The organism is Shewanella marisflavi (genome assembly GCF_002215585.1).
In the GTDB taxonomy this organism is placed as follows: domain Bacteria; phylum Pseudomonadota; class Gammaproteobacteria; order Enterobacterales; family Shewanellaceae; genus Shewanella; species Shewanella marisflavi.
The window spans coordinates 1,675,377-1,692,361 of the sequence record NZ_CP022272.1; the positions used below are offsets into that span (position 1 = coordinate 1,675,377).

Consider the following 16,985-nt stretch of genomic DNA (forward strand, 5'->3'; position numbering starts at 1 on the left):
AGTTGTGAATTATTTAAGTTAAGCCTATCAATATAATGGGTAATTCAGAAGGACTTTATTTAAATGACTCGATTTGAAAATCAAGGGGTCGCGTTTAAAGGCTTTGCCATCATGGCGTTTATCGTCGTGATATTGGCAGGGATAAAAGCCGCAAGCCCAATTGTTGTTCCCTTTGTACTGTCGGCATTTATCGCTGTGATCTGTAATCCGGCGATCAATGGTATGACACGGCTTAAGCTACCACGAGCATTGGCTGTGGCCATTATGATGGTTTTTATCGTCTTGATGGGGCTCTGGTTGGCCTCTCTCGTGGGCAGCTCTATCAATGAGTTTTCTCGTCAGCTGCCTCAGTATCGAGATCAGTTGGTGGAGCAGTTTGCCTGGGTCTTAACCAAGCTACAGGCGCTAAATATCGAAGTCTCTAAAGAGCAGGTTTTGGCCTATTTCGATCCAGGTATCGCCTTGTCGATGACCACTAATATGCTGTCGAGTGTCGGCGGTGTGATGGCCAATCTGTTTTTAATCATATTGACCGTAGTGTTTATGTTGTTTGAAGCTCAGGATCTGCCAAAGAAGTTACACTATGCCTTGGACGATCCCGACATGCGCATCAAGCAGATAGATAAGTTTTTGCATTCGGTTAACCAGTACATGGTGATCAAAACCTTAGTCAGTCTGGGAACCGGCGTTGTCGTAGGGATTGCGCTGACACTTATCGGAGTTGATTACGCCTTGCTCTGGGCTGTGGTGGCTTTTCTGTTTAACTATATTCCCAATATAGGTTCGATTATCGCGGCAATTCCCCCTGTGCTGCTGGCTTTTATTCAACTTGGTCCTGCAGCCGCGGGCGGCACAGCGCTACTCTATTTGGCGACCAATACCGTGATGGGCAATATTGTTGAGCCTAAGTATATGGGACGTGGCCTAGGGCTCTCGACCTTAGTGGTGTTTCTCTCGTTGATTTTTTGGGGATGGTTGCTGGGTTCTGTGGGTATGCTGCTATCTGTTCCCTTAACCATGATCGTCAAGATAGCGCTAGAGTCGAGCCAGAGCGGTGGTTGGCTGGCCATTTTGCTTGCCGATCGCGTCGACGAGTCGCTGTTGAGTTCTGACCAAAATACTGCATCAAATGCAGATAATTAATCTTTTTATACAGGTATATAGTGTTACATGGAGTCATTTAAGCAAGCATTACAGCACATAGGGTTTTCCGGTGAGGCCGAGCGACTGTTTCATGGTCGCGGCGGTCGATATGAGGGGGCCGAACATCTGTGTCTCGACTGGTTTCCGCCTGTGTTGTTGCTTACCAGTTTCAAAGAGATCGACCAAGGGGCCTTGGATTCGCTGACCGAGGCTATTCATGAGCGCTGGGTGGCACTCATGGGCGAGCAGGCTTTTAACTTAGTGTTTCAGCACAGATGTGCCGGGCAAACTCAAACTCATATGTTAAAGGGGGCGGTGCCTGAGCCTCATCTGGTCGTTGAGAACGGCGCACGCTTTCAGGTCCATCTGCTGCGTGGGCAAAATCATGGCCTGTTTTTAGATATGCGCGCCGGTCGTGCCTGGGTCAAAAAACATGCGGCCCAGGCCAATGTATTAAATCTGTTTGCTTATACCTGTGGATTTTCCGTGATGGCGCTGCAAGGTGGTGCCGATCAAGTGGTTAATATCGATATGAGTAAAGGGGCGCTGGCCATAGGTAAGCAGAATCATCTGCTCAATGAACTGCCACACGGCGCTCGTTTTTTAGGGCATGATATTTTTAAATCTTGGGGCAAGTTAACTAAGATGGGGCCTTATGATTTGATCATTGCCGATCCGCCGAGTAATCAGCGAGGTAGCTTTGTTGCCACTAAGGATTATGCCCGCCTGCTGCGTCGACTGCCTCAGCTTTTATCTCCGACAGGAGAGGTGTTGCTGTGTCTTAATGCCCCTGAGTTGGGGATCGACTTTCTAAAAGACCAGGTGGCGGAGCAGAGTCCGACTTTAGAGTTTATTGAGCAATTGGCGAACCCCGAAGTGTTTCTGGATAAGGATCCGGATAAGGCGTTAAAGGTACTGCGCTATCGTCAGAGGCAGTAGATGTGAATATGTGGGGCTCATGGGCCAGCCATGAGCAATAAGGTTAGTAGCGGTTAAGCTCCTGAATAAGGGAGTGTCCGTGGGATTCGATAACCTGGGCTATCTGTTGCTGGTCCAGGTTTTTTAATGCCGAAATTTCGTTAAATAGTTTTTCTTGCACATCAAAGGGCATGGACATCGAGTCCATGAACATATGGATAGATAGGGCATCACCCTGAGTAAACAGGTCGACTAGCCTTTGGGCCTCAAACTCGATCAGCGTGTTCATTTAAATACCTCACTCCTGCTAGCGCAAACAATTCGCTATTAATTAATTGATAGCAGTTCTCATTTCAGGCATTAGATCATTTTATTGTAAACAGAATGTTTTTTAGTTTGTAATGCAGTAAAAAAATGAAAGACTTTCACGCTTACCATTGATAATTGACACTTTTAGCCCTGAATCGGCCGATCTGGCTAACAATTCTGAAAGTTTTCTGTAAGTCTTGTTTTTTTAGTGGTACACTTGCAGGCATGAGTTAGCAGATAGTTGCAGCTTATACCCAAGGCAAAATGCACCAAATAAAAGCATGCCTGTACCTTACACAAAAATCTGGAGTCGTTATGGAAGCCCGTGAATACGAGAACGCCTATTATCAAGTACAAGATGACGTAATTGAGTCATTGCCTGTCGAGATGGATGAAGAAGCGTTTTTGGATTAAGGATATATCCAAACTGAGTTTTCACTAGCGTGTCGAGTCTGACTGGGCGCGTATAAGTTGAGAGTCTTCAGACAAAAAGAGCAGCCACTGGCTGCTTTTTTTTGTGCTCGATAAACATGATTTATCTGGCATCTAAGTCAGTTTTAAAGCCCGCGAGCCTAGCGAGACAGGCCATGTTGCTCGTAAACCTGAGCTCGTAAACTTGAGCTCGTTAATCTGAGTTCGTTAGCCTAAGCTGTTTAACTCGGCTCTGCGCTTTCGCGATAGGTAGGGCGAGGACGGTTTAAAAGCACTAGTTGAGATTCCCCTTTTCAGGCAGAATTTCGACGATCAGCCAGCGATTGTTGACTTTATGCAGGCGTATGGTGCGGTCGTCTATCCAAGGTTGGCCACCCTTGAGTCCCGTCATCTTCACGATAACCGTGACATCTTTGGTGAATTTGCGAAAGAAATCGATATCAATCTCTTCAATTTCCAATGTCACGTCCCGCATGGATAGGTTAAGTACGTGGCGCTGCACCGAGGCGGCAATGTAATAGTGCGACAGCACCTTCTGCATGGGTTCATCGACAAATTGCTTGGCTTTATCAACGTCCCGCTCAACGTAGATAGCCCTAAAGAATCCTAGCGATACCTGTTCAGGGGTCATGACACCTGAGACGGTTTCAGAGTCTGGACTACAGGCAGATAAGAGAAGAATAAAGATAAAAAGTAATTTTTTCATAGGGTTTAATCGATAGGCTTTGGTCTAGTATCGCGATTCTCTAAAGCCTTGGCAAGCGCAGAGCGTCAGTCGAAAGTACTTGACTCTTTAGCGTTAGGCTGGCATATCTGAATGAATAATTTGTTACGGTTATCCACAGAATCTGTGGACAAGTATGTTGAAGAGTCGATGCATAACTCTTAAGTGACTGAACTTAATTGGTAAATTGGTGTGGTCATTTTTTGACGCATTGTGAGCAAGCGTACAGATTTTAACCTTTTCCGTAGACTTTGCATAAAAAAAGCCTGTCATAAGACAGGCTTTTTTGATCTTTGCTTTGGCTTAGCCCTGTGAGGCTTGAATCGCAGTCAGGGCGATGGTGTAGACGATATCGTCAACCAAGGCACCACGAGATAGATCGTTCACTGGCTTACGCATCCCTTGAAGCATAGGGCCAATGCTGATCAGATCCGCACTACGCTGTACTGCCTTGTAGGTGGTGTTACCTGTGTTGAGGTCTGGGAAGACAAACACAGTTGCCTGACCCGCTACCGGGCTGTTTGGCGCCTTAGATTGGGCGACATTAGGCATTACCGCAGCGTCATATTGTAGCGGACCATCGATAATTAACTCTGGACGCTTCTCTTTGGCGATACGCGTTGCTTCACGCACTTTATCAACATCTGAACCTGTGCCTGAACTACCGGTTGAGTAGCTGATCATGGCGACTTTAGGTTCGATACCAAAGGCAGCGGCACTGTCGGCAGACTGAATAGCAATATCAGCCAGTTGTTCAGCATTTGGATCCGGGTTAATGGCGCAGTCACCATAAACCAGTACCTGATCTGGCATCAGCATGAAGAAGATAGAGGACACCAGGCTAGAACCTGGGGCTGTCTTGATCAGCTGTAGCGGCGGACGTATGGTGTTGGCGGTCGTGTTAACTGCGCCTGAAACGATACCGTCTACTTCACCTTGAGCCAGCATCATGGTACCCAGTACCATGTTGTCTTCGAGTTGCTCGCGAGCTACCACTTCGGTCATGCCTTTGTGACGGCGTAGGTCTACCATAGGGGCGACATAACGTTCACGAGCGGTTTCTGGCTCGACGATCTCTACGCCTTCACCTAAGGTCACACCTTGCTGGCTAGCGATACGCTGGATCTCTTCACGGTTACCGATCAGTACACAGCGAGCGATACCACGTTCGGCACAGATTGCAGCGGCTTCGATGGTTCTTGGCTCATCACCTTCTGGCAGCACCACAGTCTTCTTGGCGGCGCGAGCAAGCTCGGTAAGCTTGTAGCGGAACGCCGGTGGTGAGAGTCTGTGCTCACGTGGTGAGTTCTTGGTGACGCTCTCAACCCAGTTCTGATCGATATGGCTGGCTACATACTCTTGCACTTCTTCGATACGCACTGCATCGTCTACAGGTACTTCATGGTCGAAGCGCTGAATATTGAGTGAGGTCTGCCAGGTGTTGGTGTCGATTAAGAACACGGGTAAACCAGTCTCGAAGGCTTGTTCACACAGCTCCATGATCTCAGCCTCTGGCACATAGCTACCGGTTAGTAGCAGTGCTCCCACCTTGACGCCATTCATGGCAGCCAAACAGGCTGAAACAATGACATCAGAGCGATCGCCTGAGGTCACCAGCAGCGAGTCAGTCTTGATATGGGTAACCATGTTAGGAATACTGCGGGCGCAGAAGGTCACTTTACGCAGACGACGGGTATTCATTTCACCGGCATTGATAATGCGGGCGCTAAGGTGCTTGGCTAAGTCTGAGGCGCGTGGGGCGACCAGGTTCAGGTTGTATGGCACACTGCCTAGAATACGCAGTTTGCTCTTACCTGGTAGCTGGAACATGCTGGCGGCATCAGGACGCTGTACATCTTGATGGTCGAACACCTCAGAAAGATCGGGACGGGCACGACCTTCATCATCGACTGGTGCACCAATTTTGTTGATGATAGCGCCGATAAGGCGTTTGTTCTTGCTGCCACCCCAAGCGTTGTGGGCGATCTCAAGGCGATTCATCAAGGCGGTAGGCGTTTCGTTACCGGGCGCTGCGACGAAGATGATGTCTGCATCCAATGCCTTGGCGATCTCATAGTTAATATCGTCAGAGAAAGGATGGTTACGAGTCTGTACCAGGCCCTCAACAATCAGGGTTTCGCTAGCGTCGGCACACTCAGTGGCGCGGGCGATGATCTGTTCCATCAAGACATCAGTCTGATCGGTACGGATTAAATTTTCGGCATGCGCCATGTCGAAAGGCTCGAGCGGATTAACGGTCGGCGACTTACTTAAGATAGTGGTCGATCGCTCTGGCCCTTTGTCTGTTGGACGTTGCTGGGCGATCGGTTTGAAGAACCTCACCTTGACACCATGGCGTTCTAACGCGCGCACCATACCTAGGCTGATAGATGTGAGGCCAACTCCGGTACCGTTCGGAATGAGCATAATATTGCGAGACATAGTTACCTCTTATTACCCGGCCAAAGTATCGGCCGGGTCTTGGTCTAGATTCGTTGCGGGTATTCCCGCCTCTATAGCAGTTACTTTAGCAGTGAAACGGCGTCTTCGGCGATAACCCACTCTTCGTTGGTTGGGATCACCATGGCAACTGGGCCATTGTCTGTGGTGATCTGCCCCTGCTTACCAAAGCGAGCCGCTTTGTTGCGTTCTGCGTCCACTTCAAAGTTGAAGATAGATAACAGGTTTAGCACTTTTTCACGGATAAGCTCCGAGTTTTCACCGATACCACCGGTAAATACCAGTGCATCCAGGCGACCCAGCGGCACAGTGTAAGAGGCGATATATTTGGCTAAGCGGTAGCAGAAGATCTCCAGCGCCAGGGTCGCACCTTTGTGGCCTTCGCTGTAACCTTCTTCGATGCCGCGGCAGTCGTTGGTCAGTTCAGAAATACCCAGTAGGCCGCTCTGTTTGTTCATCAGGTTGTTCACTTCGTCAATGGTGTATCCCAGACGGTCAACCAGGTGGAAGATGATAGACGGATCTAAGTCGCCACAGCGGGTACCCATTACCAGACCTTCAAGCGGTGTCAGACCCATAGAGGTGTCGACACTCTTGCCGCCTCTAACTGCCGTGACAGAGGCGCCGTTACCCAGGTGAGCACAGATAACATTGGTGTCAGCCACTTCTTTGCCGAGTGCCTTGGCGGCTTCACGGCTAACAAATAGATGGCTGGTACCGTGCATACCGTAGCGACGAATACCGTGTTCACGGTAGAACTTGTAAGGCAGGGCATAGACAAACGCATGCTCTGGCATGGTCTGATGGAAAGCGGTATCAAATACGGCGACTTGTGGCAGTTTCGGGAAAGAGGCCTGGGCAGCACGGATACCGATTAGGTGTGCAGGGTTGTGCAGTGGCGCAAGGGCGGCGCAATCTTCGATACCGGCGATAACATTGTCATCGATCACCACTGAATGGGTGAACTTCTCGCCACCGTGTACGACGCGATGACCAATCGCCTGGATCTGCTCGGCAATTTCTGGGTACTGGCCCAAGATGTTGTCGACGATAAATTCAATCGCTTCACGGTGTGCAGTAAATGCGCCGAGTTTAGATTCGAATTTGTTACCATCGACCTTCCACTTGATGCGTGAGTCTTCAAGACCAAAGCACTCTGCTAGACCTGAGATCTGGTCGTCACCTGTAAGCGCGTCGATTATGGCAAACTTCAACGAAGAGCTGCCGCAGTTTAGTACCAAAACCAGTTTGTTTGACATGTTTAAAACCTTCTGCAAAGTGAGTGGATGTTTGGCATCCACTAAAATTGAATGACTTCAAAGCCTAGGGCCGATGTCGCGATAAATTCTCATTCCTGAGATTAAGATTCGGTCTTCATTAGCGCCTTGCCGCTTGGGGCTGGCGCTCGCATTGTGCTATTGTAAAGACAGTATCTTAAGTGTTAGGTGTCATCATTGACTGTTCAAGTGTTAAAAACCTTAGGGGTCGGTCGTCGCTATATGAAGACTTGGCCTATGGTCCGACAACTTAGTTTTTACTTTCCAGAGTATCGCGTGATCCGCGCAACATCTCTGGCGATTCGCTTGATGCCACTTTTGGCCTTGCTGGCCGGTGGCAGTCAACTCTATCTCTACGGATGGACTTGGTTACCTCAGGCCATCACGATTGCATTGTTCTTTATCAGTTTGCCTATTCAAGGCTTACTCTGGCTCGGCTGGCGAGCTAAACATCCTTTACCACTTTCCCTGCTGGATTGGGGCAATAACTTATCTGCCAAGCTCCAGGGTATGGGGGTGGCTTGTGCCCCGTTAGGTGCTAAAGCCTGTTATCTCGATATGGCTGTCATCTTAAAGAAGGCCTTTGAACGTTTAGATAACAGTTATTGGGAAGCGCTGTAGTTAGTAAACAGCGGTGATCCCTGCATCCAAAAACACCTGTTTAATCTGTTCCATGGTTTCGCGCGATGGGGGAGAGATATCATTTAAGCTATATTCTTCACCCATGGCTTCCCATTTGTGTTTTCCTAATTCATGGTAGGGCAATAGTTCTACCTTCTCCACGTTGGTCATAGGTTTAATAAACTCTGCCAACCCTTTTGCCGAGACAATATCATCGGTGTAACCGCCGACCACTACATAGCGTATCCAAGTTTTTTGTTGGCGTTTTTGCAGATACTGGGCAAATTGCAGTGTGCGGTGGTTGCTAACATGGGTTAAGGCGATATGTTTGTCATCGTCGATATGTTTGATATCAAGGAGTACCAGATCGGTATTATCGAGGAGTTCATCGATAATTGGAGTGTACTTACGGACAAATCCGTTGGTGTCTAAGCAGGTGTGAATACCTTGCTCTTTACAGGCCTTAAATAGGGCTGTGACAAATTCGGCTTGTAGTACAGCTTCGCCGCCACTGGCGGTGACGCCGCCACCACTGGACTCAAGAAAAGGGCGATAGCTGATGATCTGTTCCATCAGCTCATCGACCTCGATCTCACGTCCACCTTGAAGATCCCAGGTATCACGATTGTGGCAGTATTGGCAGCGCATCAAACAACCTTGCATAAAGGTGATAAACCGAATGCCTGGCCCATCAACTGTGCCAAAGGACTCCAGTGAATGAATTCGCCCTTTTACTGTCATTGTGACTCCGAAAACTTCAATTAAAGTAGGCTGTGCTAAATTAGTGCACAGCCTAGCTTATATTCACCAAAAATCTAGCGTTTGACCGCTCGATTGACGGAATTTACATCCCTTTGGTGAAAGTACGTGTAATGACGTCCTGCTGCTGTTCTGGTGTTAGCGCGTTAAAGCGTACGGCGTAACCAGAAACACGGATGGTCAGCTGAGGATACTTGTCAGGATTCACGACTGCATCTTCAAGCATTTCACGGTTCATCACGTTGACGTTCAGGTGCTGACCACCTTCGCGGGTTTCGTTATGAGCGAAATAACCATCCATCAGGGCTGCCAAGTTCGCGCGGCGACCATCTTCGTCTTTACCAAGGGCGTTCGGCACGATAGAGAAGGTATAAGAGATACCGTCTTGTGCGTGTGCAAATGGCAGTTTGGCAACAGAGGTCAGTGACGCGATAGCGCCTTTTTCGTCGCGGCCGTGCATTGGGTTTGCACCCGGTGCAAATGGCGCGCCTGCTGGGCGACCGTCTGGTGTAGTACCTGTTTTCTTACCATAAACCACGTTAGAGGTGATGGTGAGAATAGACTGTGTTGGGATCGCGTTACGGTACATCTTCTTGTGACGGATCTTAGCCATGAAGCGCTCAACCAGCTCGGTAGCCAGGTCATCGACGCGAGCATCGTTGTTACCAAACTTAGGATATTCACCTTCGATGTCGAAATCGACGGCAATGCCGTTCTCGTCACGAATAGGCTTAACCTTGGCGTACTTAATTGCTGACAGTGAGTCGGCAGCAATTGATAGACCCGCAATACCACATGCCATGGTACGACGCACGTCTCTGTCATGTAGCGCCATCAGGGCGGCTTCATAAGAGTACTTGTCGTGCATGAAGTGAATCGCGTTTAGCGCAGACACATATTGAGTCGCTAGCCAGTCCATCATGGTATCCAGACGACCTAATACATCGTCAAAGTCCAGGACTTCATCTTTGATAGGCTCGAACTTAGGACCGATTTGTGTCTTAAGCTTCTCGTCCACACCACCGTTGATGGCGTAAAGCATAGTCTTAGCCAAGTTAGCACGTGCACCGAAGAACTGCATGTGCTTACCAACAACCATTGGGCTTACGCAACATGCTATAGCATAGTCGTCAGATTCGAAATCTGGACGCATCAGGTCATCGTTTTCGTATTGGATAGAGCTAGTGTCGATAGACACCTTAGCGCAGTACTTCTTGAAGCTTAGTGGTAACTTCTCTGACCAAAGCACAGTAATATTTGGCTCTGGGCTTGGACCCATGTTGTATAGGGTGTGCAAGAAACGGAAGCTTGACTTAGTAACCAAGGTGCGACCGTCTAAGCCCATACCAGCGATAGATTCAGTTGCCCAGATTGGGTCACCAGAGAATAGCTCATCGTATTCAGGTGTACGTAGGAAACGTACCATACGCAGCTTCATCACGAAGTGGTCAACCATCTCTTGAGCTTGTTGCTCGGTCAGGACGCCATTTTTGATGTCACGCTCGATGTAGATATCAAGGAAGCTAGAGGTACGGCCCAGAGACATGGCAGCGCCGTTTTGGCTCTTCACTGCAGCTAGGTAGCCGAAGTAGGTCCACTGAATCGCTTCTTTAGCATTGGTCGCAGGGCCAGAGATATCACAGCCGTAGCTGGCAGCCATCTGCTTCATTTGGCCCAGCGCTCTGTGTTGCTCGGCGATCTCTTCGCGCAGCTGCATAGTGGCTGTTAGATCTTCACCCTCTTCGAAGCGGGCTTGTAGTGAGCTGAATTGCTCAAATTTTTCCTGTATCAGGTAGTCAATACCGTACAGGGCGATACGACGGTAGTCACCGATGATACGGCCACGGCCATAAGCATCAGGTAGACCTGTCAGCACGCCAGACTTACGGCAGCGCATGATCTCAGGCGTATAGATGTCAAATACACCTTGGTTGTGGGTTTTGCGCAGCTCTGAATAGACATACTTGATGTTGGGGTCTAGCTCGCGGCCATAAGCAGCGCAAGAGCCTTCGACCATACGGATACCGCCGTTTGGTAACATGGCGCGCTTAAGGGGTGCGTCTGTTTGTAAGCCAACGATAGTTTCAAGGTTTTGGTCAATGTAACCAGCTTCGTGAGAGGTAATGGTAGAGACTTTGTCAGTATCGAAATCAACCGGCGCATGGGTGCGGTTTTCCTGTTTGATACCTTCCATCACTTTATCCCAAAGCGTGTTGGTCGCTTCGGTAGCGCCTGCTAGGAAAGATTCGTCTCCTTCATAGGGCGTGTAGTTCTTTTGAATAAAGTCGCGTACATTTACTTCAGACTTCCAATCACCAGGAGTAAAACCTTCCCACGCTTTGGTGAACAGCTCAGTTTTTTCGGTCATCGTACTAATACCTTCTGTTTGAGATAAAGGTTATTGGCTATCGGGCTGGCTTTAATTGCCTGAGTTGCGATACACCAATAGCTATTCTTCACAGCTCCCTTCAATGTATTACCCTGATGATGGGAACTGATAATCGAACCGGTTAACCGTGTCGATTTAAATCCGTTTTACGCGATATCCGAGCTAGCATCCTCTTTGTGGCGATACTTTTTCGGTTATCATAAAATTGGTAAGACCAATTAACCACTTGAATATTACCATATCTACCTAGGTGCTGCACCAGAAACAGGTCGCTTTTCCCTAGTTAATGCCAAAACTGTTATCGAAGTACCATTTTTGGTGTAGATTTTCGTTTGCATCTCCATAAGGACTCGGTTATTTGCGCGAGAAAAGTTGCAGCGCCTCTTGAGTCCAATGCAAGCTATGGTTTTATTGCTCTCCCCTGACTGTTTAGCAGACTAGTCAAATCTCATATTGATGCTGCTCATCAATAAGTTTGATGTAAGTATAGGGGAGAAAAAATGAAAGAGAGCCTAAGCTCTCTTTCATCAATGTTACTGAATTATAGTAGCGCTGGTATCCCTTGGATCATGCCGACGGCGAGCATGGCCACCAAACAGATCACAAAGGCTAGCCCTGGAATAATAAGGCGATCCACTAGGCTTAAACTGGCGGCACGTTCTTTGTCGCCAATCAGACCATTATTGTCGAGCAACATGGTCAATGCCCAAGCTAGCACGGGGTTTGCTACGAATGAGGCAAAGATACAGATGCCTGCAGCCTGGCTGCTTTGGGTATCTTTTACCATCTGCATACCGGCTTCAAGTAGTGGTAAGAATACACCTACCAGTAGCGCGATAGACATTACTGGGCGCCATACGGTAACGTCCATTGGGTAACCAAGAACGGCCACTATGATACACAAGCTACCTAGCAAGATGGCACCTGCTGGAATAGGGCGTTTGGCAATCGCCGCAGGGATCATATAAGTGCCCCAAGACGAAGTGATGTTACCACCACCCACAGCCGTACCAACGATTTGACGCAGTGAACAAGTGGTCATGGTGTCATCGACATCCATTAATACTTTCTCAGTTCCCTTAGGATAGTTCAGCTCCTGGAAGATACGGTGTCCCAAGAAGTCGGGTGACCACATAGCAACAGCCAAGATGGCAAATGGCAGAGACGCGATGAAATGTTCGAAGTTAGGTAAGCCTAGCTGCCAGCCGTATTCGGTTGAGCCCCACCAGTACATAGGGTTCAGATTCGGAATGCCGGGTTCGGTGACAAATTGCAGATCCAGACCTGCCCCCAGAGCGAATGCCAGAGCGATAGCGGCTATCGAACATAATGGGATCGCCAGCCAGCGCTTACCCACTTTAGCCAGGTAGGCGTAGAGGACGACGTTCACCAGTAAGATGAAGAAGGCCACATAACCCAGGCTGTAATCTAAGGTATGTTTGGCCTGTAGGCCGCCGGCCCAATCAAAGAGTGATGTGATTTGGCTCTTGGCGCCCATAAAGCCAAGGAATACCAAGAGGCCACCGGCCACCCCGCTGGAGGTGAGATTGACGAGTCGCGAGCCCCCTTTAAAGTAGCTGAGTAAGAGACCGAAAATACCCAGTAATATCGCTAGTGCTAAGGGGTGGGCACCCGCCAAGGCGATAGCGCCGATAAGGGGGATCATGGGACCGTGGTTGCCGCCCAAGTTAGCGCGAGGGTTGATAAATCCGGAGCTGATAATACAGAAGAGCAGGGCGGGGATAAGCATTTCGACGCGAACAACCTGAATGGCAAATTCGGCGCCTAAGTTAACGTGTTCCCAGCGTTCGCTGAGGCCTGAAGCCCAAGCGGCCATAACCGCTGAGTACATCACGGTAATGCCTATGGTTCCGGCAATAGCAGGGACTAAGTCTTCCCATTCGAAGCGAAAATCTCTTCCCGGTAGATTGAGGCTCCAACGTCTGGGCTTCATGATCTGTAATTCGTGGTCTAAATACGCTTCGCGAGTGGCAAACTCGCTGGCAGGACGGTGAAGCTCTTTGTACGTCAGCTCAGAGGCTTCCATCTCTTCTTTTTTGACAGTTTCTGACATAATTTCTCATTCTCCGAAAAGAACTTATTGACTCATCTATTCGATGATGACTTTGAGGTAATCCCTGCAAGTCTGCGAGTGTCGAAAGACCCCAGGTGTCACTCGTATAACTTGTCCGCCCTCCTAGATGGATTAACACCCCAAATCCGGTGAGCAGTTGCATCCCTAACATCGCTTAAAATTGGTCTGACCAATTTACCTCATAAATCTTAACATAGTGGATTTCACCTGGCATTAACTATCAATAAACTTGAAACTGGTGATTAGATGATTTGGGAGCTAGTTAACATCTTGTGTCGCCATTTCAGATCAATTTCAACATTGGGCATGACTATTGCGTTTAGATATAGATCTCGCCTTTTGTCTCTTTTGGGAGCCCTTTCCCTCTATGAAGAGCAAATTAGATGCATCTCTCACGCCTCACTTTTTAATGGGCGTCTAGCTCGCAAAACAAATAGCAAGTGCGTTGTGCGTCGCATAATTCTATGCCTTGCCACAGGCCTATGTGGTTTAAGGTTTGTCGAGCTAGGGCACTTACTTCAGTTAATCAAGTTGTCTTATAGCTTAGGCAATAAGGTGTTAGTTGCCAGTATGTTGATAGAAAAGTGCTGCTTGGTTTTATGAGCTGAAGATTGCCGCTTCTAACCTTAACATTCCGCCCGCCAAATTAAGTGCTTGTAATAAATGTAATTTATTTGAATTTTTGATGTTTTAACATGGGGTTAACTTATTGGTTGGTGTATCAGAATTGCTGATACTGTCATTCATTAATATCAAATTTTATTTGGTGGTTAGGGGCGCTAATCTCGCCATTAAAGAGCTAGGCGTTGGGCTAACTCTTTGTAAAAACATTTATTAATCACTAGCCGTCTGAAGAGACTTGGCGATAAGGAGATGATGTTAATGAAGTTTAATTGCTGTTTTTATCCTCATAGGGGAGCGGGGCGCCATGACGATACCTAATGTTGTGCCTGTGTTAGCGCGGCCAGCTCAAGTTCAGGCGCAGTCGTCAGAGGTATTGAGCCTATGCCAGCGCGCAGCTCACTATGGGCAGGAGAAGGCCACTAAAGGGGCGACGCAGACGCTAGGTCAAGCCATGTTTGCCGGTGCCTTTATTGCGCTAGCCTTTGTGTTTTATATCACTGTGACCACTGGTGCATCAGGCGATTGGGGGATGGTGCGTTTAGTTGGTGGACTGGCCTTTAGTCTGGGGTTGATGTTGGTGGTGATCTGCGGCGGTGAGCTGTTTACCAGCAGCGTATTGACCAGCGTTGCATGGGCGCAAAAGCGTATTAGTACTAAGGCCTTGCTGACGTGTTGGGGGCGGGTCTATCTGGGAAACCTCTGCGGCGCCCTAGTGATGCTGATGCTGATCTTAAGTGCCAAGATGTACTTGCTCGATGATGGCCGCTGGGGGCTCAATGCGCTACAGATTGCTCAGCACAAATTGCATCACAGCTGGAGTCAGGCATTTGCATTAGGGATCTTATGTAACATGCTGGTTTGCTTGGGTGTGTGGATGACTTTTGCCAGTAAAGAAGCACTGACTAAGGCGATTCTGTTGATGCTGCCTGTGGCAATGTTTGTCAGCAGTGGCTTTGAACATAGCATTGCCAATCTCTTTATGGTGCCCTTGGGGGTTGCCATTAAGCAATTTGCTATCTGGGGCTGGTACTCGCCCACAGGAGTATCTGTCGAGCAATTTGCCGATCTGACCCTGAGCCATTTTGTACTCAATAACCTTATTCCAGTGACGGCGGGCAATATTGTCGGCGGTGGGATCTTGGTTGGCCTTGGGTACTGGTGGATTGAAGCTAAGCAGAAAGCTTCACCTGTTCAGCATGGTGCGCAGGTCACTCAGCATGAACCTGTGTTGCATTCGCATCCACGCGCTGCGCAAGCCGATGTTTGTCATCTTAATCTAGTTCAAGACATTGCAACCACTTCTATCAATTTATTATCTAATGCCTCTACAAGGGGAGCCAGTGTTATGCCTAAATCAATTCAAAAATTAAATGTTAGTGCGCTGATGAATAGCGTGCCCTTTACCTTAAGCCCTGAATTATCTGTGTATGATGGACTTAAAGGCCTGAACCAGGCGCAACTGCGCGGTGCCCCCGTCATCGATAGTAAGGGGAGCTTGTTGGGGTTTGTCTCTCAGCAGGATCTGCTGCGTAGTTTGTGGTCAGAAGAGTTTGTCCGCGGAATTCGTTATAAGGTTGCCGACTTGATGCAGACGCGTGTGTTAACTGTCGCCCCGGATGATGCCGTGGCCGATCTGATCGAGGTGATGGTGGTTGACCGCGATAAGCTGTTTCCTGTCAGTGATATGGGGGTTTTAACCGGAAATGCCTACGCCAGTTATGAAGAGCGATTGCGTCATGCCAGTGCCAGCAAGCCTAGTAGTTTCCCTGTGGTGAGCGAGGGTAAGCTGGTTGGGGTGATCACCCGCGAGGCTGTAGTTGCCAAAGTCTGCGCAATTTATGCCTAGTGTGCAGACGCAAGAAATATAAGTATCAAGGACGTGGCGCTCAGTGCGCCTCGTCCTTGTTATCTTGATTGCCTAGTGATTTCGATTTGATAAGCGCTTTCGTTTAGCAGGATTTGAAAGCCCTTTTTGCGAATGTGATTAACTTTTCATTGGTTTAGTGTGCTGGCGATGTTTGCTCAGGCGCCGTGCTTCGGTTATCACACAATCACGCAGCGGGTTCTCCCCCGAGTCGCAGCGCCACACAAACGACAGGTGTCTTTGCATATTCAGTTGGGGTGTTGGCAGAATCACCAGTTCACCGGCCGCGACCTCTTTCTCCACATCTAAGAAGGGCAGGCTGCTGAGGTAGGGGCCATTTTTCACCAGCGCCTTGAGTAGTGAGACATGTTCATACTCCTTCCAGACATTCAGCTTCTCGATGACTCCGTGGATGGCACCTTCAAATATGCGCCGCGTTCCCGCCCCTTGTTCACGCAGTACCCATCTTGCCTGTTCTAGCTGGGCTAAGCTGGTGGTGGTTTGTTTGGCGTAGGGATGATGCGGTGAGGCGACGACCACGAGATGATCGTCTAGCCACTGTTCTTGGTAGAGGCGACTGTCGTCGTTACGGCCTTCTATGATGCCAAAGTCATATTCATAGTTAAGTAAGCCCTCGACCACATTCTCGGTATTTTCAACTGTGAGATCGATCCTAAGTTCCGGAAAATCAGTATCGATTTTGCTGATAAGTTCGGGAAGTAGATGCTCGGCGGCAGTTTGACTCGAGCACAAACGAAAACGACCGCTGATAAGGTGTTGTTCGTGAAGGCCTAATTCAATTTGTTGCGCATCTTGGAGTAGGCGTCTTGCTCTTGGGCGTAACCAATTACCCCAGTGACTCAGGGTTAACCTGTTGCCTTGTCTAATAAAGAGTGGACGGCCAAGCAGATTCTCCAACTGCCCTAGAGACATGCTGACTGCAGATTGGGTCATGGACAATTTTCGCGCCGCCGCACTCACACTTTCCAGGCTGGCAACGGCATCGAATACCATAATTTGTTTCAGTGAGTATTTCATCGACCTTGAAGCGTCCTAGCTGATTTGAGCGATAATGAAAACTATCAATAAAATTGATACTTGTGCGATATTGATTGTATGAGTGGCGGCATCTTTTCACAAGTAACGGATTGATTTTATCTAAGTTACTAGACTTATCTCACTGTTTGATTCGTCTTGTGCGGCTGTTGTCATTATTTGCGATTACGTGAATGTCATCAAGGATACACAAGCCTGTTATTTGTGCCTGTTTTATTCAGTGTTGCGAAGAGTATCCAGGGTCAGCCAAAGCCTGTGCAGGGGAGATGAATTGGTTTATATTGGCGGGCAATAATAACAATATATGGCGTTAC

General features: G+C 48.5%; 12 protein-coding genes. 4 read left to right on the top strand and 8 right to left on the bottom strand.

The features are described 5' to 3' along the window. Positions 1-63 precede the first annotated feature (63 nt). The gene (locus CFF01_RS07315) at positions 64-1,143 is read left to right on the top strand and encodes an AI-2E family transporter (protein WP_033540216.1); all 1,080 of its coding nucleotides are present in this window, start codon (positions 64-66) and stop codon (positions 1,141-1,143) included. A 27-nt stretch (positions 1,144-1,170) separates the two neighbouring features. Beyond that, positions 1,171-2,082, top strand: coding sequence for a class I SAM-dependent methyltransferase (locus CFF01_RS07320; RefSeq protein ID WP_088904365.1), 912 nt, complete (start codon positions 1,171-1,173; stop codon positions 2,080-2,082). Positions 2,083-2,125: 43 nt separating this feature from the next. On the opposite strand, the gene CFF01_RS07325 is transcribed toward CFF01_RS07320, so the two are convergent. The 4 genes from CFF01_RS07325 to ackA form a co-directional block, all read right to left on the bottom strand. Beyond that, a complete protein-coding gene (locus CFF01_RS07325; protein ID WP_088904366.1) occupies positions 2,126-2,350 on the bottom strand; it encodes a hypothetical protein in 225 nt (74 codons plus the stop codon). A 726-nt stretch (positions 2,351-3,076) separates the two neighbouring features. Next, entirely contained in the window at positions 3,077-3,508 is a 432-nt protein-coding gene (locus CFF01_RS07330) for a hypothetical protein (protein ID WP_088904367.1), read from the bottom strand. 321 nt (positions 3,509-3,829) lie between these two features. After that, complete coding sequence (pta, locus tag CFF01_RS07335; protein ID WP_088904368.1) at positions 3,830-5,968, bottom strand: phosphate acetyltransferase; 2,139 nt, start codon at positions 5,966-5,968, stop codon at positions 3,830-3,832. Between the two features lie 80 nt (positions 5,969-6,048). Beyond that, the gene (gene ackA / locus CFF01_RS07340) at positions 6,049-7,245 is read right to left on the bottom strand and encodes an acetate kinase (RefSeq protein ID WP_033540211.1); all 1,197 of its coding nucleotides are present in this window, start codon (positions 7,243-7,245) and stop codon (positions 6,049-6,051) included. Positions 7,246-7,440: 195 nt separating this feature from the next. Between ackA and yfbV the strand changes: the two genes are divergently transcribed. Next, positions 7,441-7,884: a terminus macrodomain insulation protein YfbV gene (yfbV, locus tag CFF01_RS07345; protein ID WP_033540210.1), complete on the top strand. Its 444-nt coding sequence runs from the start codon at positions 7,441-7,443 to the stop codon at positions 7,882-7,884. Here yfbV and pflA read toward each other — a convergent pair whose 3' ends face one another. The 3 genes from pflA to CFF01_RS07360 form a co-directional block, all read right to left on the bottom strand. Continuing rightward, positions 7,885-8,625, bottom strand: a complete 741-nt coding sequence (gene pflA, locus CFF01_RS07350) for a pyruvate formate lyase 1-activating protein (protein WP_088904369.1) — start codon at positions 8,623-8,625, stop codon at positions 7,885-7,887. A gap of 103 nt (positions 8,626-8,728) precedes the next feature. Beyond that, entirely contained in the window at positions 8,729-11,011 is a 2,283-nt protein-coding gene (gene pflB / locus CFF01_RS07355; protein WP_033540208.1) for a formate C-acetyltransferase, read from the bottom strand. Positions 11,012-11,573: 562 nt separating this feature from the next. After that, entirely contained in the window at positions 11,574-13,106 is a 1,533-nt protein-coding gene (locus CFF01_RS07360; RefSeq protein WP_088904370.1) for a DUF3360 family protein, read from the bottom strand. Between the two features lie 949 nt (positions 13,107-14,055). On the opposite strand from CFF01_RS07360, the gene focA reads away from it, so the two are divergent. Further along, a complete protein-coding gene (focA, locus tag CFF01_RS07365) occupies positions 14,056-15,597 on the top strand; it encodes a formate transporter FocA (RefSeq protein WP_088904371.1) in 1,542 nt (513 codons plus the stop codon). Between the two features lie 138 nt (positions 15,598-15,735). On the opposite strand, the gene CFF01_RS07370 is transcribed toward focA, so the two are convergent. After that, complete coding sequence (locus CFF01_RS07370; RefSeq protein ID WP_033540206.1) at positions 15,736-16,653, bottom strand: LysR substrate-binding domain-containing protein; 918 nt, start codon at positions 16,651-16,653, stop codon at positions 15,736-15,738. Positions 16,654-16,985: the final 332 nt, after the last annotated feature.